The sequence below is a fragment of the Flavobacterium sp. PL11 genome (assembly GCF_035985025.1).
In the GTDB taxonomy this organism is placed as follows: Bacteria; Bacteroidota; Bacteroidia; order Flavobacteriales; family Flavobacteriaceae; genus Flavobacterium.
On record NZ_JAXCIA010000025.1, the window covers coordinates 29,726 to 52,402 of the forward strand.

At 32.9% G+C, this 22,677-nt stretch carries 19 protein-coding genes and 1 pseudogene; 13 read left to right on the plus strand and 7 right to left on the minus strand.

Annotated elements, in window-relative coordinates:
- The first annotated feature begins 13 nt into the window (after nt 1-13).
- Nucleotides 14-1,033, plus strand: a complete 1,020-nt coding sequence (locus RCH18_RS12600; RefSeq protein ID WP_326937117.1) for a threonine aldolase family protein — start codon at nt 14-16, stop codon at nt 1,031-1,033.
- A gap of 62 nt (nt 1,034-1,095) precedes the next feature.
- On the opposite strand, the gene RCH18_RS12605 is transcribed toward RCH18_RS12600, so the two are convergent.
- Nucleotides 1,096-1,416 (minus strand): YbaB/EbfC family nucleoid-associated protein, encoded by a 321-nt coding sequence (locus RCH18_RS12605; RefSeq protein WP_326937118.1) that lies wholly within the window; start codon nt 1,414-1,416, stop codon nt 1,096-1,098.
- Between the two features lie 141 nt (nt 1,417-1,557).
- Here RCH18_RS12605 and RCH18_RS12610 point away from each other — a divergent pair, with 141 nt between their 5' ends.
- Nucleotides 1,558-3,618: a S9 family peptidase gene (locus RCH18_RS12610; protein ID WP_326937119.1), complete on the plus strand. Its 2,061-nt coding sequence runs from the start codon at nt 1,558-1,560 to the stop codon at nt 3,616-3,618.
- A gap of 71 nt (nt 3,619-3,689) precedes the next feature.
- On the plus strand, nt 3,690-4,730 hold the full coding sequence (locus RCH18_RS12615) for a PLP-dependent cysteine synthase family protein (protein WP_326937120.1): 1,041 nt from the start codon (nt 3,690-3,692) through the stop codon (nt 4,728-4,730).
- Nucleotides 4,731-4,872: 142 nt separating this feature from the next.
- On the opposite strand, the gene RCH18_RS12620 is transcribed toward RCH18_RS12615, so the two are convergent.
- From RCH18_RS12620 to RCH18_RS12635, 4 genes are all read right to left on the minus strand, one after another.
- On the minus strand, nt 4,873-5,586 hold the full coding sequence (locus RCH18_RS12620) for a YebC/PmpR family DNA-binding transcriptional regulator (RefSeq protein ID WP_326937121.1): 714 nt from the start codon (nt 5,584-5,586) through the stop codon (nt 4,873-4,875).
- A gap of 58 nt (nt 5,587-5,644) precedes the next feature.
- The gene (gcvT, locus tag RCH18_RS12625) at nt 5,645-6,727 is read right to left on the minus strand and encodes a glycine cleavage system aminomethyltransferase GcvT (RefSeq protein ID WP_326937122.1); all 1,083 of its coding nucleotides are present in this window, start codon (nt 6,725-6,727) and stop codon (nt 5,645-5,647) included.
- Nucleotides 6,728-7,034: 307 nt separating this feature from the next.
- Nucleotides 7,035-7,757: an AAA family ATPase gene (locus tag RCH18_RS12630; RefSeq protein ID WP_326937123.1), complete on the minus strand. Its 723-nt coding sequence runs from the start codon at nt 7,755-7,757 to the stop codon at nt 7,035-7,037.
- A gap of 248 nt (nt 7,758-8,005) precedes the next feature.
- Entirely contained in the window at nt 8,006-9,403 is a 1,398-nt protein-coding gene (locus tag RCH18_RS12635; protein ID WP_326937124.1) for an alpha/beta hydrolase family protein, read from the minus strand.
- 213 nt (nt 9,404-9,616) lie between these two features.
- Here RCH18_RS12635 and RCH18_RS12640 point away from each other — a divergent pair, with 213 nt between their 5' ends.
- The 6 genes from RCH18_RS12640 to RCH18_RS12665 all read left to right on the plus strand — a co-directional run bounded on the left by RCH18_RS12640 (nt 9,617) and on the right by RCH18_RS12665 (nt 15,644).
- Complete coding sequence (locus RCH18_RS12640; RefSeq protein WP_326937125.1) at nt 9,617-10,477, plus strand: NAD(P)H-hydrate dehydratase; 861 nt, start codon at nt 9,617-9,619, stop codon at nt 10,475-10,477.
- Between the two features lie 69 nt (nt 10,478-10,546).
- Entirely contained in the window at nt 10,547-11,341 is a 795-nt protein-coding gene (locus RCH18_RS12645; RefSeq protein ID WP_326937126.1) for a HipA family kinase, read from the plus strand.
- Nucleotides 11,319-11,702, plus strand: coding sequence for a DUF3037 domain-containing protein (locus RCH18_RS12650; RefSeq protein ID WP_326937127.1), 384 nt, complete (start codon nt 11,319-11,321; stop codon nt 11,700-11,702). The genes RCH18_RS12645 and RCH18_RS12650 overlap by 23 nt, the downstream gene beginning before the upstream one ends.
- 394 nt (nt 11,703-12,096) lie before the next feature.
- On the plus strand, nt 12,097-12,582 hold the full coding sequence (locus tag RCH18_RS12655) for a SixA phosphatase family protein (RefSeq protein ID WP_326937128.1): 486 nt from the start codon (nt 12,097-12,099) through the stop codon (nt 12,580-12,582).
- Nucleotides 12,579-14,660 carry a polyphosphate kinase 1 gene (ppk1, locus tag RCH18_RS12660; protein WP_326937129.1) on the plus strand — a complete coding sequence of 694 codons (2,082 nt, stop codon included), beginning with the start codon at nt 12,579-12,581 and terminating at the stop codon, nt 14,658-14,660. Before RCH18_RS12655 ends, ppk1 begins: the two co-directional genes overlap by 4 nt.
- A 93-nt stretch (nt 14,661-14,753) precedes the next feature.
- Entirely contained in the window at nt 14,754-15,644 is an 891-nt protein-coding gene (locus RCH18_RS12665) for a Ppx/GppA phosphatase family protein (protein ID WP_326937130.1), read from the plus strand.
- An 11-nt stretch (nt 15,645-15,655) separates the two neighbouring features.
- Here the strand turns inward: RCH18_RS12665 and RCH18_RS12670 are convergent, their stop codons facing one another.
- A complete protein-coding gene (locus RCH18_RS12670; RefSeq protein WP_326937131.1) occupies nt 15,656-16,072 on the minus strand; it encodes a DNA polymerase III subunit gamma/tau in 417 nt (138 codons plus the stop codon).
- Nucleotides 16,073-16,311: 239 nt separating this feature from the next.
- Complete coding sequence (gene dnaX / locus RCH18_RS12675) at nt 16,312-17,397, minus strand: DNA polymerase III subunit gamma/tau (RefSeq protein WP_326937132.1); 1,086 nt, start codon at nt 17,395-17,397, stop codon at nt 16,312-16,314.
- Between the two features lie 746 nt (nt 17,398-18,143).
- Here dnaX and RCH18_RS12680 point away from each other — a divergent pair.
- From RCH18_RS12680 to RCH18_RS12695, 4 genes and pseudogenes are all read left to right on the plus strand, one after another.
- Nucleotides 18,144-18,665, plus strand: coding sequence for a reverse transcriptase domain-containing protein (locus RCH18_RS12680; protein WP_326937133.1), 522 nt, complete (start codon nt 18,144-18,146; stop codon nt 18,663-18,665).
- A gap of 137 nt (nt 18,666-18,802) precedes the next feature.
- Nucleotides 18,803-19,231 (plus strand): annotated as a pseudogene (gntA, locus tag RCH18_RS12685) (guanitoxin biosynthesis heme-dependent pre-guanitoxin N-hydroxylase GntA); the annotation flags it as partial.
- Nucleotides 19,224-19,832 carry an urea carboxylase-associated family protein gene (locus RCH18_RS12690; protein ID WP_326937134.1) on the plus strand — a complete coding sequence of 203 codons (609 nt, stop codon included), beginning with the start codon at nt 19,224-19,226 and terminating at the stop codon, nt 19,830-19,832. The pseudogene gntA and the gene RCH18_RS12690, both read left to right, overlap by 8 nt.
- Before the next feature lie 307 nt (nt 19,833-20,139).
- Complete coding sequence (locus RCH18_RS12695) at nt 20,140-22,488, plus strand: S9 family peptidase (protein ID WP_326937135.1); 2,349 nt, start codon at nt 20,140-20,142, stop codon at nt 22,486-22,488.
- The last annotated feature ends 189 nt before the right edge of the window (nt 22,489-22,677 follow it).

A 22,677-nucleotide genomic window follows, 5' to 3' on the forward strand; every position in this document is an offset into this window, starting at 1 on the left:
TAATAATATAAATATGGAAATAAATTTAATTAGCGATACGATTACGAAGCCGTCGCGTGAAATGTTAGTTCACATGCTAAATGCTGTGGTAGGCGATGATGTTTACAAACAAGATCCCACTGTCATTGAACTTGAGGCAAAAGTTGCTGCAATGTTTGGCATGGAGGCAGGGCTTTTCTTCCCCTCAGGGACAATGGCTAATCAAACAGCAATAAAATTACACACACAACCTGGAGAACAACTGATTGCTGATAAATACACTCATGTTTACCATTATGAAGGCGGAGGAGTTTCATTTAACAGTGGTGTTTCCTGCTGCTTATTAGATGGAAATCGCGGAATGATAACGGCAGAACAGGTAGCGGCGGCAATCAATGATCCGGAATTTTATCACAGTCCGTTGACTAGTTTAGTTTGTGTGGAAAACACCACAAATAAAGGTGGCGGAGCATGTTATGAACTAGAAGATTTACAAAAAATTAAAGAAGTTTGTGATGCTAATAATTTAAAATTTCACTTAGATGGAGCGCGAATTTGGAATGCTTTAATCGCTAAAAAACAAAATCCAAAAGAATTTGGAAAGTTATTTGACACTATTTCTGTTTGTTTATCTAAAGGTTTGGGTGCGCCAATAGGGTCCGTTTTATTAGCCGACAAAGCGACTATTCACAGAGCGCTACGAATTCGAAAAATATTAGGTGGGGGTATGCGTCAAGTTGGATATTTGGCAGCAGCCGGACTTTATGCATTAGATAATAATATCATGCGACTTGCTGAAGATCATCGAAGAGCTAAGGAAATTGCTGAAGTATTAAAAAAAGTAAACTGGGTAGAATCAGTAGAGCCTGTAGAAACTAATATACTGATATTTAAGTTAGTTCCTAATTGTATTGAAAAGAATTTGATTGAATTATTAAAGCAAAAAAACATTTCAATTAGCTCAATGGGTCAAGGAAAATTGAGAATTGTAACGCATCTTGATTATAAAGAGGTAATGCATACGTACGTTTTAGATACCTTACGTAAGCTATAAAATAAATGAGTATTATGAGTTTTACCATTTTAAAACTCATAATACTCATTTCTAATTTATTACTATTTAAACAAATCCTCCATACCAGGAATCATTGGCATGTCCATTTTAGTAACGGCATCTAATTCTGTTTGATTTACATTTGTAGCTTTTTCAATAGCCTTATTCAAAACTAAAATTAAATAATCTTCGAGTTGATCTTTATCTTCTAATAAGCTATCATCAATTGCAATAGATTTTATGGCTCTGTTAGCGGTCAAAGTTACTTTTAATAATGCATCATTACTTTGTTCATCAATCAACACAGAGTCTAAGCGCTTCTTTGTTTCTTCTATTTTTTGTTGGGTCTCTTTAAGTTTACCCATCATTCCCATTAAATCCATCTTTTAGTTTTTTAAATTAATTGAAATACAAATTTACTGTATTGAATTCTGATAATCAATTAAATCATCAAATATAAGGTCATAATGAGCAGTGTTTATGCTATTTTTGCAACTTATATTATTAAAATTAAAGCATTACAAATGTCAAAAAATATTCCTACTCCAGTAGCTAAAATAATTCCTAAAACCTTAGTGCAGCACGGTCAAGAGCGTATTGACAATTATTATTGGTTGAATGACAGAGAAAATCCAGAGGTCATTGATTATCTCAATCAAGAAAATGCGTATTATGAAGCGATGACAGCTGAAACTAAAGAGTTTCAAAAAGAGCTTTACGAAGAGATGAAAGCTCGTATCAAGGAAGATGATGAATCAGTTCCTTATTTGTACAATGGATATTATTATATCACACGATTTGAAACTGGAAAAGGCTATCCTATTTATTCAAGGAAAAAAGGAAGTTTAGATGCTAAAGAGGAGATTTTATTTAATTGTAACGAGTTAGCGGAAGGAGAATCTTATTTTAAATTAGGAGGATTAAGTGTAAGTACAGATAATAGATTTGTCAGTTTTGGTTTGGATACAATAGGCAGACGAATTTACACGGTTCAGATCAAAGATCTAGAAACGGGTGAAATCCTTGGCGATAAAATTGAGAACGCTACTGGAAGTTCAGTGTGGGCAAACGATAACAAGACTTTGTTTTATACCAAACAGGACGAAGTAACATTAAGATCTGACAAAGTATTTAAGCATAAATTAGGAACCAATTCTGATGATGATATTTTAGTTTTTTTCGAAAAAGACGATACTTTCGACGTTTCTGTAGGTAAAGAAAAATCCAAAAAATATATTGTAATTGGTTCTGGAAGTACCTTAACTTCAGAATATAGAATAGTAAATGCTGATACACCCGATGCGGAATTTAAAGTTTTTCAGCCAAGATTTCGTGGTTTAGAATATGGTATTTCACACTTTGGAGATTCTTTTTATATTTTGACTAATAAGGATAAAGCAACTAATTTTAAGTTGATGAAAACTCCTGAAACTGCTACTGCAAAAGAAAACTGGAAAGACATCATTCCTCATAGAGCAGATGTTTTATTAGAAGATATTGAAATATTTAGGGATTTTCTGGTAGTTGATGAACGCGCTAATGGACTAAATCATATTAGAATCATGCCGTGGAGTGGAGAAGGAGAATATTACTTACCTTTTGGTAGTGAAACTTATAGTGCAAGTACAACTACTAACGTAGATTTTGATACTGATATTTTGCGTTATAGCTATCAATCTCTAGCAACGCCGGGTTCAGTTATTGATTTTAATATGAAAACGAAAGAGAAAGAAGTTAAAAAAGAACAGCACGTTCTAGGCGGAAAGTTTGATAAAAACAATTACGTTGAAGAGCGTGTTTGGGCTACAGCTAAAGATGGAGTTAAAATTCCTATTTCTCTTGTACATAGAAAAGAATTAAAAAAAGACGGAGATAATCCATTGTTGCAATATGCTTACGGTTCTTATGGTGTTACGATGGATACTTATTTTTCTTCAACACGTTTATCATTGTTAGATCGCGGATTTATATTTGCAATAGCGCATATACGCGGAGGTGAAGATTTAGGCCGACAATGGTATGAAGATGGAAAATTATTAAAAAAGAAGAATACATTTACTGATTTTATTGATTGTTCTACATTTTTAATTGCTGAGAAGTACACGTCAGCAAAACATTTATATGCCGAAGGCGGATCAGCAGGTGGATTATTAATGGGTGCAATCATTAATATGGCGCCAGAATTATATAATGGAATTATTGCTCAAGTTCCATTTGTAGATGTAATTACTACAATGCTAGATGATACTATTCCTCTTACAACGGGAGAGTACGATGAATGGGGAAATCCACAGGAAAAAGAGTCTTATGATTATATGGTGTCATATTCACCTTATGATAATATAAAAGCTCAAAAATATCCAAATATGTATGTTTCTACAGGTCTTCACGACTCACAAGTACAGTACTGGGAGCCTGCAAAGTGGGTTGCAAAGTTAAGAAATCAAAAAATAGATGCTAATGTTTTATACCTCAATACTAATATGGATGCGGGTCATGGTGGTGCCTCTGGACGATTTGAAGCCTTGAAAGAACTAGCTCAAGAATTTAGTTTTCTGCTAGATTTGGAAAATATTAAAAAGTAATTGAATTTTTTTTGTTAAATTTGTCGCATTCGTACCTATAATAAAATTATGTTACGACTAACTATTTGTTTATGAAGAAAGAAATCAAAGCTTACAATAATGTTTTAGAATTAATAGGCAATACGCCACTTATTAAACTAAATAAAGTTACTAAAGAGCTAAAGGGAAATTTCTACGCCAAGGTAGAAGCTTTTAATCCAGGACATTCTTCCAAAGATCGAATTGCAATATACATAATTGAGGAGGCTGAAAAAAGAGGTATTCTTACACCTGGCGATACTATTATAGAAACTACCTCAGGTAATACCGGTTTTAGTTTAGCAATGGTAAGCATTATAAAAGGATATAACTGTATTCTTGCGGTAAGCTCTAAGTCCTCGAAAGATAAAATTGATATGCTTCGAAGTTTAGGAGCTAAGGTTTATGTTTGCCCAGCACATGTATCTGCTGATGATGAAAGATCTTACTATAATGTAGCTAAACGTTTGCACGAAGAAACAAAAGGATCAGTTTATATCAATCAGTATTTTAACCAATTGAATATTGATGCACATTACAAAACTACAGGACCTGAGATTTGGAATCAAACAAATGGTAATATTACTCACTTAGTAGCTTGTAGCGGTACTGGAGGAACTATTTCAGGTACAGCAAAATACTTAAAAGAGCAAAATCCAAATATAAGAATTTTAGGTGTAGATGCTTTTGGTTCCGTATTAAAAAAATATCATGAAACGAAAGAATTCGATAATTCTGAAATTTATCCATATCGAATAGAAGGTTTAGGGAAAAACTTAATTCCAGCGGCAACTGATTTTGATGTGATTGATAAGTTTATGAAAGTCACCGATGAGGAAAGTGCGCATGCCGCTAGAGAAATTACTAAGGCTGAAGGACTTTTTGTTGGTTACACATCTGGAGCAGTTTTGCAAGCGATAAAGCAATATGCCGAGGAAGGCGAATTTGATGAAAATAGTAACGTAATTGCTATTTTTCCAGATCATGGTTCTCGATATATGAGCAAAGTTTTTAGCGATGATTGGATGAATGAACAAGGATTTTTTGACAGTGTCAATCAAGAAGAAGCTCAGAAAATAGAATTTATTAAATAACAATATTTTCTATTTATATAGAATTTTAAAACTCCATTCGTCTTTTCGAATGGAGTTTTTATTATAAGAAAGTTTACAATAATGATTTTAAAAAAAAACTCTTGATTTCTCAAGAGTTCTATTGTAATTTAGATCTAAAATTTTATTCCTCTTCCATAGTGTGATAAACATTCATAACGTCATCATCTTCCTCTAATTTTTCGATTAATTTTTCTACATCTGCTACTTCGGCCTCTGATAATTTCTTAGTTATTTGAGGGATTCTCTCAAAACCTGACGAAAGGATTTCAATTCCTCTGTTTTCTAATTCCTTTTGAATTGTACCAAAACTATTAAAAGGGGCATAAATTAAAATCCCATCTTCATCTTCAAAAACTTCTTCAGCACCAAAATCAATTAGTTCTAATTCTAGTTCTTCAGGATCCATTCCGTTAGCTGGAATTCGGAAATTGCAGGTATGATCAAACATAAATTCTACTGATCCTTGCGTTCCCATAGTACCATTGCATTTGTTAAAAAAACTTCTAACATTAGCCACAGTTCTATTGTTATTGTCAGTAGCCGTTTCTACAAGGATTGCAATTCCGTGCGGTGCATAGCCTTCAAATAAAACTTCTTTATAATTAGCAGTATCTTTATCAGTTGCTTTTTTAATAGCGCGTTCCACATTTTCTTTAGGCATATTGGCAGCCTTAGAGTTTTGAATAACTGCTCTTAATCTTGAGTTAGCCTCAGGATTAGGTCCGCCTTCCTTAACAGCCATTACAATATCTTTACCAATTCTGGTAAATGCTTTGGCCATTGCTGACCAACGTTTCATTTTTCTGCCTTTTCTAAACTCAAACGCTCTTCCCATTTTTAATATCTTTTATTCAACCGCAAAAATACACTATTTTTATACGTGTTAAAATGATTTATTTCTTATAAAAAGGTGCTTTTACCACTTTGGCAGCAACATCATTTTTGCGAATTCTTATAAAAATATCACTATCAATAGCACTATTTGCAACAGTTACATATCCCAATCCTATTCCTTTATTCATTGATGGCGACATAGTACCTGAAGTTACTATACCTATTACCGCTCCACTTGCATCTACAATTTCATAATCGTGTCTTGGTACAGCGCGTTCTTGCATTTCAAAAGCAACAATTTTTCTAGTGACACCTTCTTCTTTTTGTTTTTTCAAATTCTCTGAATTAGTAAATTCTTTATTGAATTTTGTAATCCATCCTAATCCTGCTTCTAGCGGTGACGTAGTGTCACTAATGTCGTTTCCATATAAACAGAAACCCATTTCTAAACGTAAGGTATCACGCGCGGCAAGACCTATTGGCTTTATGCCGTAAGCAGCGCCAGCTTCAAAAACTCTATTCCAAATTTCTTCCGCTTGTTCATTTTTGCAGTAAATTTCAAAACCTCCAGAACCAGTATAACCAGTTGCGGAAATAATCACATTGTCAAAGCCAGCAAAGTCACCAACTTCAAAATGATAATAAGGTATAGCAGTTAGATCGAGCGAGGATAGTGATTGCATTGCTTCAACCGCTTTTGGCCCTTGAATTGCAAACAATGAATACGCATCTGAAAGATTTTTCATATCAGCGCCCATATCATTACGAGTTGAAATCCAGTCCCAGTCTTTATCAATATTAGAAGCATTTACCACTAATAAATACTCTTCCTCTTTCATTTTATAGATAATTAAATCATCTACAATTCCGCCATCATCGTTTGGCAAACAAGAATATTGTGCTTTACCGATTGTCAATGTCGATGCATCATTCGAACATACTTTTTGGATCAAAGCTAAAGCATTTGGACCCGAAAGTAAAAATTCACCCATGTGAGAAACATCAAAAACGCCAACAGCATTTCTTACTGTTTCGTGTTCAGCATTAACTCCTTCGTAAGTAATTGGCATATTATATCCCGCAAAAGGTAACATTTTAGCTCCTAAACTTTGGTGTATGTGCGTAAGCGCAGTATTTTTCATTGTATTGTTGTATAAAATTTGAAGTCGCTAATTTATTGCTTTTTTATCTAGTGGCAAAGGAGAGAGCATTCAAAATTAAAAGTTTCAAACGTTTTCGAAAAATAGTAATACCTTTTAACAAAAAAAATATTTTGAAGCTATTTCCAGCTATGCATTACAAGTCCTCGTCTCGCCAAAAGGCTCAACTGTGGACTTTCTATTGCTATTTGGGCTATGAGATGTGAATGTCAAAATTGCTTTTTGCGGTATTATTAAAATGATGCTGATCTCAATCTATCTATAAATTATAAGATATCAATAAAAAACTTTATGTCGAAAAATCAAATTCTTCCTTCTCTAATTTTTCGATCAATGCAGCTTTCACTATTGTAAAAGCATAATCTTTTGCTTCAGCAAATGAAATACCATATTTGCGGTCAATTGCTTGCATTTTAATAGGAAATGAAGCTAAGATTTTGTCATAGTAAGTATCTAAAATTTCTGGCGAAGGCATTTCAAAATTAATTCGCAATTGAAATCTTCGCATCAAGGCAACATCAATAATTTCTGGATGATTTGTTGCGCAAATAAGCAAGGTGTTTTTTGGAAAATAATCTATCAATTGGATAATGGTGTTAACTAAACGCCTCATTTCGCCTACATCTTTATCATCATTTCCTCTTGCTTTCCCTATTTGATCAAACTCATCTAAAAAAAGAACAGCTTTATCTCTCCCCGCTTTATCAAATACTTGTTTAATATTTTGTGAGGTTTCGCCAATTCTTGAGCAAACAACATTACTTAAGTTAAGTGTCAGTATAGGTCTTCCTATTGCATGCGCGATGGCTTTGGCAGTGGTTGTTTTTCCGCAACCTGAGTTCCCTTGTAACAAAATTTTGTTGTTTACAGCCAATCCATATTTTGTAAGTTCATCAACATATTTATGCTCTTTTATAAGTTGATGAATGCTTTTTTGGTTGTATTGATTCAAGAAAACATCATCTAAAGAAACAATTTCTTTGTCGTTGATGAGTAGGTTATGTATGTCCATTATAGTAGTGGTGTGTTTCTTATACAAATTTAAGGAATAATAGCAATTAAAATAATCATTTACTTTTTTCCTATTGTTTAATTTCAATCACCGCAAGACATCTGTGAAATCTAATTTATTAAAATTTTAATTTAACTTGTAAAAAAAGCCTATCAGATTTTAAAAATCTTAGGCTTTAAATAACGCTCCTATATTATTGAAAAATTGAATACTATTTTATAATAAATTAAAAACACCAATAATCTTCTTTACTTAGTTTGTTTTACAATCCATTTCGTGATTTCATCTAGGGCAATAGGCGCAAAAGTTTGCTCTATAGAAGCATACTCATTTGGGGAACCTGTTGTGCTTTCTTGAAACAAGTGGTTTAAATTAGGAAATTCAATAGTGGTTACATCTTTATTTCCTCCTTTTATTAAAGCATTTTTAATAGCACTAAGATTTTCTTTTGGTGCAACTTGCAAATCCTTTTCACCATTGACCGCTAATACAGGGCATTTTACTTTTTCTAGTGCACTTGCTGGATTGTATTTTATAAAATAGTCCATCCACGGACTTGTAACCTGATTTACCTGAAGCGCCACAAATTGTTCTTGTGTCATTCCATTAGGAATTGTAGTAGTGGGATCATTTTTAATAGCTACGTTTATTTCTTTTGTTACATCCATCTTTAGTTTTTGATTGTCATCGGATTTCACTACCAATTCAAAAATTTTAGCATTAATAGCTAGAGATTTATTGATTTCAGTTTCTGAAGCTCCATTAGCTTTAGCAATTAAATTTTGTTGTAACAATAATAATTGATCACCTTGAATTCCAGTTCCCGCTAATAAAATGATAAAACTCACATCTTTTGATCGAGAAGCTACCATTGATGCAATTATTCCGCCTTCACTATGTCCAACTAATCCAATTTTATTTTTATTAATTTCTTTTCTAGTTTTTAAATAAGCAATAGCGCTTTCCACATCAGTTGCAAAATCTGCCGAAGTTGCTGAACTAAAATCTCCTTTTGATTGTGCAACGCCTCTATCGTCGTATCGTAAGACAGCGATTCCGTTTTTAGTTAAATGATCTGAGATTAATAGAAATGGTTTATGTCCTGCTAATTCCTCATCTCTATTTTGTGGACCACTTCCTGAAATTAAAACGACTACTGGAAATTTGCCTTCTTTTTTAGGAAGTGTCAAGGTTCCTGCTAAGGTTATATTGGCAGTTGTATTTTGAAAAGTGACATCCTCTGAGTAATAGGAATAAGGTTTTACAGGCTCTTGTGGTCTCTTCACAATTTCTTTTTCTATTGCTTTTCGAGATAAATTCATAGGAAAAGCTTGGCCTCCTTGTTTAAAAGTTCCAATAATTTCATTGCCCTGTAATTCTCCATCGTATTGAATCATCGCATTTGAAACTTCAAATTTAATTTTTGAGTTTTCAAAACTTGTTTTCGTTACAGGAATACCTTTTGCTCCCTGGTCTGGGCTATCCATTGTTGATGCGTAACCATTTTCAACCTTACTTACATTAAAAACGAGCCTCAATTGAATTCCTTGAACTTTTAAAACGCCATTCCACTGCCCAGTAATATCTTGAGCTTGTGAAGTAAATGAAATAAAGATTGTAAATAGTAAAATTGAAATTGTTTTCATCTTATTTTTTTAAAAGGTTGTATACTGTAGTTATGGAAACTAATCAAACTAGTATTTCCTTACACCAAAACGAAGTTATGAAAATAAAAGTTTTAATTATTAGAAAACGGATAGGACTTTAGTTACGCTAAGAATAGCGATTGAGGATTATTTAGATTTTTCTTTTTTTAATTTCCATTTAAAAAATGTATTTTTAAACAAATAAAAATGGTGATGAATACTACACTTATTGATAAAACACAAATTTTAAAGCGGTATAAACCTATTGATAATTATACTCATAAAGGGATACAAGGACATGCTTTATTAATTGGCGGAAGCTATGGAAAAATAGGTGCTATATGCTTGTCTGCCAAAGCAGCTCTTAAAGCAGGTTGCGGATTGGTAACAGCTTTTATCCCAGCATGCGGTTATGATATCCTACAAATTGCTATTCCTGAGGTAATGGTTTTAACCGATGTAAAAGAAAAATTTATTTCTAACATCTCTTATGACATTGAGCCCAAAGCAATAGGAATAGGACCAGGAATAGGGCAGGATGATGCTACAAAATATGCTTTTGATCAGTTTTTAAAATCTAATAAAGTACCATTAGTAATTGATGCGGACGCTTTAAATATTTTATCTCAAAATAAATCACGGCTTTCTTTTTTGAAACCAAAAACTATTCTCACACCGCATCCTAAAGAATTGGAGCGACTGATAGGAAAATGGAATTCTGAAGAAGAAAAATTCGATAAAACGATTGCTTTTTCTCAGCAGTACGACTTAATTGTGGTAATGAAGGGTGCACCAACTCATATTATAAATGGAGCAATAGTTTATAAAAACAGTACAGGAAATGCTGCATTAGCAACGGCAGGAAGTGGTGATGTATTGACTGGAATAATCACAAGTCTATTGGCACAATCTTATAATTCAGAAGAAGCTGCAATTGTTGGGGTTTATCTTCATGGATTAACGGCCGATATTGCACTGCCACAAACTGGTTATCAATCATTTATTGCTTCAGATATTATTGAGAATATCGGAAAAGCTTATTTAACATTAGAAAATAGAAGCAAATACCAATAGCAGTCATAAAATCGATGATAGTAATTTGTAAGTTTGTAGCCATCTAAAAAACAGCAATAAAATCAGTTTATGGAAAATAAACCTCATTTGAGAACTGTAAATGTTACTCGATATATAATTCCGTTGCGTGAAGGTGGCTCTCTACCTGCTTTGGCAGAAGCCGACGATGACTTTAAATATGTCTTAAAATTTAAAGGAGCAGGTCATGGCGTAAAAGCACTGATTGCTGAATTGATAGGTGGTGAAATAGCGCGTGTTTTAAAACTTAAGATGCCAGAGCTTGTTTTTGCTAATCTCGATGAAGCTTTTGGACGCAGCGAGGCTGATGAAGAAATTCAGGATTTACTGCAAGCAAGTCAAGGTCTTAATTTGGCTTTGCATTATTTATCGGGAGCCATCAATTACGATCCTGTAGTTACTATTATTGATGCAAAACTGGCCTCGCAAATTGTGTGGCTTGATGCGTATATCACTAATGTTGATCGCACCTTTAGAAATACAAATATGTTGATGTGGCATAAAGAATTATGGCTGATTGATCATGGAGCTTGTTTGTATTTTCATCATTCGTGGATCAACTGGGAGAAGCATGCTCAAAGTGCTTTCGCGCTAATAAAAGATCATGTTTTGTTACCGCAAGCATCATTATTGCAGGAAGTAGATGTAGATTTTAAAACCATTCTATCTGTTGAAGTTTTACGATCTATTGTTAATTTGATACCCGAAGAGTGGCTTCAATGGGAAGATAGCGATGAAAGTCCTGAGGCACTACGTGAAGTTTATCTTCAGTTTTTAACAATACGATTAAATCATTCTGAAATTTTTGTAAATGAAGCTCAAAATGCAAGAAAAACACTTATATGAGTATGCGGTAATCCGTGTTGTACCAAGGGTAGAGCGCGAAGAATTCCTCAATGTAGGTATTATGATTTTTTGTAAAAGAGCTAAGTTTATTAGAATGCTTTTTACGATCAATGAATCAAAATTGGTATTATTTGCTAATGACTTAGATCTAGAGCAATTACAATTGAACTTAGAATCATTTCAGAAAATTGCTCACGGAAATAAAGACGGTGGTCGTATTGCATCATTTGAAAATTCAGAACGATTCCGTTGGTTGACAGCACTTAGAAGTTCTGTAATTCAAACATCAAGACCACATTCAGGTTTTAGTGAAGACTTAGAACAGACAGCACAGCGTTTATTTGAAGAAATGATACTCTAAAGAACAATACTAATTCCTATTGTTATAAATGCGATCATTATATTTAAAAAACGAAATTCATCGTACTCATTTATAGGTCTGTGAACTGAATTTTTTGGAGTTTACCACAATAATAGCTTTAAACTATCTTTATCTAATACTTTATACATTTTTAGTTCCCATTACTTCTTGTACTGCACAAAATATAGCAGTTAGTATAGAATTATATATTTCATTAGTAAAAACGATACAATAATTTAAATAGATTTTTTATACACGCTGTAAAGGTAATGAAATCACTGTTTTCGTAAAATTTGATGAATTCTTATTATTTAAAAGATTTATTATAAAATATCTTTCGTAAATTGTTGTCAAATATTTATTTTATCTGTAACAATTAAAAACCATCTTTGTAATGAAAAACTTAGTATTAATTCGTCATGCAAAATCGAGCTGGGAAGTTCCAACGCATGATAAAGATCGCAGTTTAAAATGCCAAGGAATCAAAGATGCTCACTTAGTGTCACTTCATATAAAAGATTTTCTTCCAAAAAAATATATTATCTGGAGTAGTTCAGCGAAAAGAGCCGTTGATACAGCGTTAATTTTTGCTCAAAATTTGCTGTATCCTGTTGAAAGTATTGAATACAAAGACGACCTTTATACGTTTGATGACTATAAATTAGAAAATATTATCAAGTCTATTTCAAATCAATACGAGACCGTTATTGTTATTGGGCATAACGGTGCCATTACAGACTTTGCCAATAGAGTAGGCGATCAATTTATAGAAAATATACCCACATCGGGTTTTGTCTCTTTACGTTTTGATACAGATGATTGGAATAAAATAAGAGAAGGTAAAATTAGCAAAACAATATTTCCGAAAAATTTAAGATGAATAAAGTTTTAGAATATAAATATATTGATAGAGAAAAAAGTTGGTTGGCGTTTAATGCTCGAGTTTTACAAGAAGCAGCTGATATTACTGTTCCATTACTGGAACGTTTGCGTTTTTTAGGTATTTTTTCAAATAATTTAGATGAATTTTTTAGAGTTCGCTTTGCTGCTATAAGGCGATTAAGTTTAACTGAAATTTCAGGTGAGAAATATTTAGGTGGCATATCGGCACAGCAATTAGTGAAAGATATTACAGTGATTGCAATTCAGCAGCAGTCAGAAAGTCTACGGATTTTAAAAATTATTGAAACTGAACTCGAAACTAAAAATATATTCATTATTACTGAAGCTGATATTACCAGTGATCAAGAAATTTTTTTAAAAGATTTTTTTATTCAAAAAGTCAGTCCTGAGTTAGTTACTATTATCTTAAATGATTTAGCGGAATTCCCATTGTTAAGAGACACTTCTGGTTATTTAGCTGTAAAGCTAGTGATGAATATCAATTCAGAGATTCGGTATGCGGTTATCGAAATCCCAAAAGCAATCAACCGTTTTGTAGTTTTACCATCTAAAAATGATCAACAATTCATCATTCTTTTAGATGATGTGATACGTCATAATTTGAGTAGTATTTTCAATATTTTTGATTATAAAAGCATATCAGCACACATGATCAAAATCACTAGAGATGCTCAGTTAGACATTGATAGCGATTTGAGTAAAAGTATGATTGAGAAAATATCATTGAGTGTAAAAGATAGACGTATAGGAGAGCCCGTTCGGTTTATATATGACCAACTAATAGAAAAAGACACTCTGGAATTTTTTCTCGATAAAATGAAAATTGTTTCAGGGGATAGTATTATTCCAGGTGGAAGATATCACAATAGGCGTGATTATATGAACTTCCCTAATCTAAGTCGTTATGATTTATTATATAAAACTAATGTGCCTTTACCTGTTTTAGGACTCAGTTTAGAAGGTAGTATTTTAGAAAAAATCAGTGAAAAAGATTATTTACTCAACGCACCTTATCAGTCTTTTTCTTATTTGACTAAATTTTTAAGAGAAGCTGCTTTAGACCCTAAAGTGCTTTCGATTCGGATTACTTTATACAGACTAGCTAAAAATTCTCAAATAATTTCATCACTTATAAACGCTGCTAAAAACGGTAAAAAAGTAACAGTTCAAATAGAGCTTCAGGCGCGATTTGACGAAGCTTCTAATATTTCTTATGCTGAACAAATGCAACTAGAAGGGATTGAACTTATTTTTGGTATAAAAGGTTTAAAAGTGCACAGTAAAATATGTGTTATAGAAAGATTTGAAAATGATAAAATTAAGCGATATGGCTTTATTTCTACTGGAAATTTTAATGAAGCAACAGCTAAAATTTATACTGATGTAACCCTTTTTACAAGCCATCAGCAAATTTTAAAAGACATTATGAAAATATTTGATTTTTTTGATGTCAATTATAGAGTGCATCGTTACAAACATCTTATTGTTTCACCACATTACACGAGAACGCGATTTATAAAATTAATTGATAGGGAAATAATTCATGCCTTAGCTGGCAGAAAAACGCATATAAAATTGAAAATGAATAGCCTATCTGATTTTGGAATGATAGATAAGTTATATGAAGCTAGTAGAGCAGGAGTTAGAATTAGGTTGCAAGTGCGAGGCATTTGTTCATTGATCCCTGGTATTGCTGGGATGAGCGACAATATCGAAGCTATTAGTATTGTAGATAATTATTTAGAACATTCCAGAATTTATATTTTTGGTAACGCTGGTCAAACAGAAGTTTATATCTCATCGGCTGATTTTATGACTCGTAATTTAGATGGTCGAGTAGAAGTCACTTGTCCTATTTATGATCAAGGAATAAAAAATGAACTCATTGATAATTTTGATATAGGCTGGAAAGGAAATGTAAAAGCACGTATTCATTCCTATAAATTAGATAATAAGTATAAAGCGCGCCATCATCATCCTATATTTAGAGCGCAGTTAGAAACTTATAAATACTATCAAAATAAGGTAGCAAAAGAAGTAACACAAAAAATGTAAATGAAAAGATAAATTTTATTTTGTAATAGCATACTTTTAAAAAAGTATTAGAATCAATAATAAAATAGATCAAAAAATAACGAATCGACAAAGATGATCAATATTAAAAGATATGCAGCAATAGATATAGGCTCTAATGCTATGAGGTTGCTGATTGTAAATATAGTTGAACAAGAAGGTAAAGAACCTCAGTTTAATAAAAACTCATTAGTTCGTGTTCCTATTAGACTAGGGCAAGATGCTTTTACGGTGGGAGAAATTTCAGAGGAAAATATCGAAAGGATGTGCGATGCTATGAAAGCATTTAATCTTTTGATGAAAGTGCATAAAGTGGAAAGATATATGGCATTTGCAACCTCAGCTATGCGGGAAGCTTATAATGGAAAAGAAGTTGTAGCGTTGATAAAAAAAAGAGCAGATGTAAAAATTGAAATTATTGATGGAAAAAAAGAGGCTGCTATAATAGCTTCTACTGATTTACATCATTTAATAAAAACGGATCAAACGTATCTTTTTGTAGATGTTGGTGGCGGAAGTACTGAATTTACATTATTCTCAAATGGAAAATTGATTAATTCAAGATCATTTAAAGCGGGTACAGTTCGATTATTAAACAATATGGTTTGCGATATTGTTTGGGAAGAAATTGAAAAGTGGATTAAATTTAATACAAAGGATTACGAGGAAGTCATATTAATAGGATCAGGTGGGAATATCAACAAGCTATTTAAATTGTCAGGTAAGATGCAAGAAAAACCACTTTCTTATATGTATGTCAATTCGCAATATGCCTTTCTAAATTCGCTTTCTTATGAACAAAGAATAACTGAATTAGGATTAAATACGGATCGAGCTGATGTTATTATTCCTGCAACAAGAATATATTTGAACGCTATGAAATGGAGTGGTGCAAGAAATATTTATGTGCCTAAAATCGGTCTTTCTGATGGAATTGTAAAAGCCATGTACTACAATAAAATTTAAAGTACTCCTAGTTAAGCATCTAAATCTAGCCCAAATATTGATCGCAAAAGATCAATATTTGGGTTTATTTCATGCAAGCGATTATACCGATCTTGATCATTAAAACTTCTTTTATTTTCGATACTTTCATTTACGATAATCTCAATTGTAATATCATGATTGTGTAAATGACCTTTCAAATGTCCTAGCAGTCCGTTGAGTTCTTTTTCAAAATCTAATTTAGAACCTTCGTTTGGCAATTCAAGGATTATAGCTGTTCCGTTAAGTTTAGGGTCATTAATTAATAATAAAGACTCCATTATTTTAAACCCTTTGTCACCTAATCGTTGCGCGTATTTGTTCCAATGCAATAGCATTTCAGTTTCCGTAAACTTTTCAGTGGGCAAGTGTGCAACCTCTTTTACAATTCCTTTAGAATTTTCTTCCAATGCTTTTTTTGCACGAATACTAGCTAGCGAAAATGCAGAAACCTTTGGCTGGGTTGATTCAGTAATTGCTTTTGGTGCGGCTAAAACTGGAGCTACAGTAAGGTCAATTTTAATTTTGCTTTGCTCTAAGTTTGCAATAACAGGAGCCGAATAAATTTTTGATTGCTCTTTTGCTTCTTTGTGTTGCGTATTATTATCTACTATAGAGTATTCAATTTTTCTAAAATAAGTAGGAGGTATTATAAATTGCTCAACTTTTTTTTTTCTCCATCAAATGTGATAGAGGCTAATTGCATTAGACAAAGTTCGACCAGAAGTCGTTGGTTTTGGCTCAATTTATATTTCAAATCGCAGTCATTTGCAATTTCAATTCCTTTTAATAAAAAGTTAGGATCACACTTTTGACTTTGAATACCATATAATTTTTGGGCTTGTTCTCCCACTTCTAGTAAAGAAAGTGTCGAAGGTGTTTTAGAAACTAATAAATCTCTAAAATGAGAAGCTAATCCTGATACAAAATGATGAGTATCAAATCCTTTAGCCAGAATCTCATTAAAAGCCAAAAGTAATTCTGGGATTTTATTCTCTATTATTAGATCAGTGATATTGATATAAGTTTCATAATCTAAAACATTCAAGTTTTCAGTAACCGCTTGACGCGTTAAATTTTTTCCACAAAAAGAAACTACTCTATCAAAAATAGATAAGGCATCACGCATGGCACCATCTGCTTTCTGGGCTATAATGTGCAAAGCATCATCTTCAAAAATAACACCTTGACTGGTAGCAACTTCGGCAAGATGCTCTTTGGCATCCTTTACCGTAATTCTCTTAAAGTCAAAAATTTGACAACGTGATAAGATCGTTGGAATAATTTTATGCTTTTCGGTCGTTGCCAAAATAAAAATAGCGTGTTTTGGCGGTTCTTCTAATGTTTTTAAAAAGGCATTAAAAGCGGCTGATGATAGCATGTGAACCTCATCAATAATGTAAACTTTGTATTTACCTGTTTGTGGTGGAATGCGAACTTGGTCAATTAAATTCCTAATATCATCGACAGAGTTATTGGAAGCCGCATCTAATTCGAAAACATTAAAAGCAAAATCCTCAGTTGGATCGTCATATCCAGGTTGGTTTATTTTTCGGGCAAGAATACGTGCGCAAGTGGTTTTTCCTACTCCACGAGGACCAGTAAATAATAGTGCCGAGGCAAGATGATTGCTTTCTATGGCGTTCAATAAAGTATTGGTAATTGCTTTTTGTCCCACAACATCTTTAAAGGTTTGAGGACGATATTTACGTGCCGATACTACAAATTGTTCCATAGAATTTTTATTCGAAAGCAAATATAGTTTATAAATTGGGGATTGTAAAATTTATAGAAGTAACTTTTTTATACAAAAAGGTAATTTATAATCGTGACTATCTTTTTTGTTTTGGAAAAAATACAACAAAGCTTTTTAAAGTTTATCAATCTATTATTAATCATAAAATTAAAAATTTTTCAAGTAGTGTTTCTTAATATTATGTTGTTGTGTTTTCATAAACTATTTTTTTAAAATAAGTATTTATTAAATAAGAACTCAAATGAAACTAAAAGAGAACGCCGTAGCGCTCTCTTTTTTATGTGCGCTACGCCATTATATATCTATAGTGTGCAAGTCCCGAACGAGCCTGCCAATGGGAATCGTTAGTCAAGAGCAAGGGTGTCTTTTCGTGAGGAAGAATCTGAAGATTATTGCGATAGCAATAGCTTCCTTGATCCAAGTGACTGAACGAACAGAAACATAATATAAGGCTTACTCTGTGGTTTAGTGGGCATTAGACCGCAAAGCCCAATAGTTGGACGTAAACAGAGGTAGTAAATTATGTCAGTTATAGTGAAAGAGATATGAGTTTACCGTAGGAGCTCTGCAATAGTTAACCGAGGCTGAGACGAGTGAACTGTTTAGGCAAAGTGTTATTGTAAAAGTCAGCCGAAGCCATAATAGTGAAGAAGCATTTGTAATGAATATGGAGCGAAGGGCCGAATCCTTAAAGCTGAGGTGTTTTTTTTTAATAGTAAAAGACAATGGAAAAGGATAGAAAACAGTTGAAGAATCAGATGAATCCTGCGGGACAGGAAGAATGTTTTCTTAGCTACGACCTTTTCGCTGTAGCGACACCCGTATGGCATCAAAGCAGCGGAAAGGTAAATCCTGAGTGGCTTTCTATATGCAAGGAAGAACGAAATCAGATGACAAATTTACGGAAACAAGTTATAAGTTTCAGTAATTTGCAAAAAGCCTATAAGCAGGTAAGAAGCAATGGCGCAAGTGCAGGAGTAGATAAAATGAGTGTAAAAGACTTCGGAGCTTGGTTTGCCGAGCATTACCAAGACCTTCAAATGGAACTACAACAAGAAATCTGTAAGCCGCAAACCGTTAAAGGGATCCAAATCCCAAAACCCACAGGCGGATTTCGCCAATTGGGCATCCCCACGGTCAAAGACCGAGTAGTGCAACAAGCCATTAGCCAAGTATTGCAGCCGATATTCGATCCCAGGTTCTCGTCCAACAGTTACGGATTCCGTCCCAAACGCAGCGCCCACTAACCTTTGCGACAGGCTTGTTAGTTTGTCAAATCAGGCAAAACCAAAGCAGTAGATTTAGACCTGGCCAAATTCTTTGACGAGGTAAATCACCAAAGATTGATGTGGCTATTGGGTACTAGAATAGTTTTAAAGAAAATGATTTTAAAACAGAAGTAGAAGTTGAAAAAGCGTTGTGGAATTTTTTACAAAAATTACATGATAACGATACAGTGCCATGGGATGAAAATGTAAGTCAGGATCCTGATGATTCCAATTTTAGTTTTAGTATTAAGGGTCGGGCATTTTACATCGTAGGCATGCATCCTCAAAGTTCAAGATTAGCAAGAAGTGCTCCTTATTGTACTGTAGTTTTTAATCTGCACTGGCAATTCGAAAAATTAAGAGAAATGGGCAAATATCAATCTATAAAGAACAGAATACGCTGGCGAGACAAAGCTTTACAAGGCACTATAAATTCTGTATTAAGAGATTTTGGTGAGCAGAGTGAAACTAAACAATATAGCGGCCGCGCCGTTGACAATAATTGGAAATGTCCTTTCCATTATAAAAATAGTAATCATGAATAAACACTTAATTAATAAAAATCACAAAAAAATTGAACCCCAAACTGGAGCAGCATTTACCATGAAAAATGGTGAGTTCCTCACTGTGATTGATCCTTTAGGTAGTCAGGTAAGTGATATGGTTTTGTTTAATAGCATGGATATTAAAGAAAAAATATCATCTGGTAAAACGATGGATTTTGAGGAAAGTATTTTAATAACAACAGGAAATTTTTTATGGAGCAATCGTTCCCATAAAATGAGGGAGATACTAGAGGATAATAATCGTCGCAATGATTTTTTATTAGCGCCTTGCAGTCCTGAAACCTTTCAAATAATGTATGATAATCATGAAGAACATCCAAGCTATTTAAATAACTTATTTCAAAACTTAAAATTTTATGATATTCTGATAGATGACCTACCTACAGCATTTAATATATTCATGAATGTTCAATTTGATAAAGACGGAAAAATTTCTGTTTTGCCTCCTACCACAAAACCAGGGGATCATATTAAATTTAGAGCTGAAATGGATCTCATTGTTTGCTTAGCAGCATGTTCTGCAGAAGGTAGCAACGGAGGAACTTTTAAGCCTATCCATTATTTTGTAAGTGACAAGTAAAATTTATTCAACAATTTTATTTTTTGAAAATCGCATACACATCATTTAGCGATACTGCGTAAACTGTGACATTCAATAACTATCGATTATCATTTTATATTTATCCATTTTACCATAACAGCTGTTTTTAAATTTGTAAAACAATTTTGTGTAACTGTGGTAAAGAACCTATTTTTGTAAAAACATAATATTTTCGAAAAAGTTTATTAGACACAAGTCGTAATTATAATTGCGGATGGCTGTAAAATTTTCTCAACAGTAAATATGTTCTTTCACATAAATTTATTAATAAGTAGTACAATATAAAATGAATAAAATAATATTTACATCACTCTGTGTTTTAATTTCTATAGTTGCTAAAAGTCAATCTTTACATTTAGAAGAAATAATGAAAGGGAACACTTTCATAGGCGAGCAACCAGAAAATCAAAGATGGTCACTTGATGGTCAAAAACTATATTTTGATTGGAATCCAAATAACGAATTGGGATCTAGTACTTATTACTGGAAAACTGGAGTCTCTAAACCAGTATTGGCTTTATCTGATGAAGCAGCTTTTTCAAAATTGGACTTTAAAAAATCGTTAAATCCAAATCTATATTATTACATCGATAAGGGAAGGTTATTTTCATATTCTTTAAAGACTAAAACCTCTAAAAAATTATATCAACAAAGCAGCCCAATTTCAAGTTTGCAAATAGGCGCTGAAGCGGGAATGTTATACTTTAGACAAAATGAAAATTTATTTCAATATAATACCAATGAGGGTTCTATTATTCAAATCACTAATTTTAGAAGAGGAAAAGGAGAAGATAATGCAAAGGAGCAAGAATCTTTTTTAAAGACACAACAGAAAGAATTATTCCAGTTTATAAGAGATCAAGATACTTTGAAAAAATATAATTTAGCCAAAGTAAAGGCAGTCAAATCTGATTTTCCGAAACCGTATTATTATGGTAAAAATAATTTAGGAAGCGTAAAAGTAAGTCCAAAAGGTAATTATGTAACCTTTAGATTAATCCAAGAAGTAGAGCGTCAAAGCGAAAAGATGCCATTATTTATTACAGCAGATGGTTATAACCAAATTGAAAATACTAAGCAAAAAGTATCGATAGATAATTTATTGGTCACTACATTTGGTATTTACAATGTCGCTAAAGATTCGGTTATTACTGTAAATTTTTCTTCATTAAGTCATATTCAAGATGTTCCTAAATATTTTGAGCAATACCAAAAATCGAAAAGTAGCGAGAAAAAAGATAAGCTTATTGTAGTACAAGAACCTATATACAACGATAGTGGTTCTTACGCTATATCAGAAATTAGAAGTCAAGATAATAAAGACCGCTGGATTGTGAGTTTTAATTTAGAAAACGCCACATTTCAAGAATTAGACTATCAGCACGATGAAGCTTGGATAGGCGGACCAGGAATTCCTTCGAATGCTTATGGAAGGGGAATATTAGGCTTCCTTAGCGATAATGAAACCATTTATTTTCAATCAGAAGCAACGGGTTATTCACATTTATACACTTATAATTTAAAGTCAAAAAAGAAAGCACAATTAACAAAAGGAAATTGGGAAGTACGTAACGTTAATTTAGCAAATGATAAAAAGTCGTTTTATTTAACAACAAATACAACTCATCCTGGAAATAGAAATTTTTATAAATTAGAAGTTTCGAGCGGGATTATGCAGCCCATTTTAGTAAAAGATGGAGCACATGAGGTGAGTTTATCTCCTGACGAAAAAACTCTAGCCATTCGTTATTCGTATAAAAATAAACCGTGGGAGATGTATGTGGCACCTAATAAATTAAATAGTAATCTAACTCAAATAACGACTTCTACCACTCAAAGTTTTAATTCGTATGCTTGGCGTCAACCAGAAGTAGTTACATTTAAAGCGCAAGATGGTACTGATGTACATGCTCGAATGTATCAACCAGAAACTAAAAATGCTAATAAAGCCGCAATAATCTTTGTACATGGTGCTGGCTATTTACAAAACGCTCATAATTATTGGAGTAGTTATCACAGAGAATACATGTTTCATAATTTATTGACTGATTTAGGATATACGGTTCTTGATATTGATTATAGAGCCAGCGATGGTTATGGTCGTGATTTTAGAACAGGTATTTACCGTTTTATGGGTGGAAAAGATTTGACAGATCAAATAGACGGTAAAAATTATTTAGTTAAAAACTTAGGAATTGATACTAATAGGGTAGGAATTTATGGCGGTTCTTATGGAGGATTTATTACCTTGATGGGAATGTTGACGGCACCAAAAGAATTTGCTTCGGGTGCTGCTTTACGCTCAGTGACTGATTGGGCACATTACAATCACGGATACACAGGAAATATTTTGAATTTCCCAGAAACGGATCCAGACGCTTATAAGAAAAGTTCTCCTATTTATTTTGCTGATAACTTGCAAGGAAATTTATTGATGCTTCACGGAATGGTCGATGATAATGTCGAATATAAAGATATTGTTCGCATGTCGCAGCGTTTTATTGAATTAGGAAAGAAGAATTGGAGCCTTTCGTCGTTTCCTGTGGAAGCACACGGTTTTAAAGAAACATACTCGTGGGTTGATGAATACCGCCGAATCCTAGATTTATTTAATAGCACGTTGTTAAAAAAATAGATAATTTTCTATAAAATAGGCATTTGATAAACCGCAGATTCGCAGATTTTTAAATCACTGCTTTATTTTTGGTTCTTCGCTTAAATTAGTGGATTATTAAAAACTTAGCTAATTTTGGGGTATGGAATTAGATGGATTAGGAGTTTTGCTAGGGGTTAAATCTCCATGGATTTTAAAAAAGATAGACGT

Bases quoted from the DNA above. Each gene is read 5' to 3' on its own strand.
- RCH18_RS12600 (WP_326937117.1), top strand. From the start codon at position 14: ATGGAAATAAATTTAATTAGCGATACGATTACGAAGCCGTCGCGTGAA.
- RCH18_RS12605 (WP_326937118.1), bottom strand. From the start codon at position 1,416: ATGGATTTAATGGGAATGATGGGTAAACTTAAAGAGACCCAACAAAAA.
- RCH18_RS12610 (WP_326937119.1), top strand. From the start codon at position 1,558: ATGTCAAAAAATATTCCTACTCCAGTAGCTAAAATAATTCCTAAAACC.
- RCH18_RS12615 (WP_326937120.1), top strand. From the start codon at position 3,690: ATGAAGAAAGAAATCAAAGCTTACAATAATGTTTTAGAATTAATAGGC.
- RCH18_RS12620 (WP_326937121.1), bottom strand. From the start codon at position 5,586: ATGGGAAGAGCGTTTGAGTTTAGAAAAGGCAGAAAAATGAAACGTTGG.
- gcvT (WP_326937122.1), bottom strand. From the start codon at position 6,727: ATGAAAAATACTGCGCTTACGCACATACACCAAAGTTTAGGAGCTAAA.
- RCH18_RS12630 (WP_326937123.1), bottom strand. From the start codon at position 7,757: ATGGACATACATAACCTACTCATCAACGACAAAGAAATTGTTTCTTTA.
- RCH18_RS12635 (WP_326937124.1), bottom strand. From the start codon at position 9,403: ATGAAAACAATTTCAATTTTACTATTTACAATCTTTATTTCATTTACT.
- RCH18_RS12640 (WP_326937125.1), top strand. From the start codon at position 9,617: ATGAATACTACACTTATTGATAAAACACAAATTTTAAAGCGGTATAAA.
- RCH18_RS12645 (WP_326937126.1), top strand. From the start codon at position 10,547: ATGGAAAATAAACCTCATTTGAGAACTGTAAATGTTACTCGATATATA.
- RCH18_RS12650 (WP_326937127.1), top strand. From the start codon at position 11,319: ATGCAAGAAAAACACTTATATGAGTATGCGGTAATCCGTGTTGTACCA.
- RCH18_RS12655 (WP_326937128.1), top strand. From the start codon at position 12,097: ATGAAAAACTTAGTATTAATTCGTCATGCAAAATCGAGCTGGGAAGTT.
- ppk1 (WP_326937129.1), top strand. From the start codon at position 12,579: ATGAATAAAGTTTTAGAATATAAATATATTGATAGAGAAAAAAGTTGG.
- RCH18_RS12665 (WP_326937130.1), top strand. From the start codon at position 14,754: ATGATCAATATTAAAAGATATGCAGCAATAGATATAGGCTCTAATGCT.
- dnaX (WP_326937132.1), bottom strand. From the start codon at position 17,397: ATGGAACAATTTGTAGTATCGGCACGTAAATATCGTCCTCAAACCTTT.
- RCH18_RS12680 (WP_326937133.1), top strand. From the start codon at position 18,144: ATGGAAAAGGATAGAAAACAGTTGAAGAATCAGATGAATCCTGCGGGA.
- RCH18_RS12690 (WP_326937134.1), top strand. From the start codon at position 19,224: ATGAATAAACACTTAATTAATAAAAATCACAAAAAAATTGAACCCCAA.
- RCH18_RS12695 (WP_326937135.1), top strand. From the start codon at position 20,140: ATGAATAAAATAATATTTACATCACTCTGTGTTTTAATTTCTATAGTT.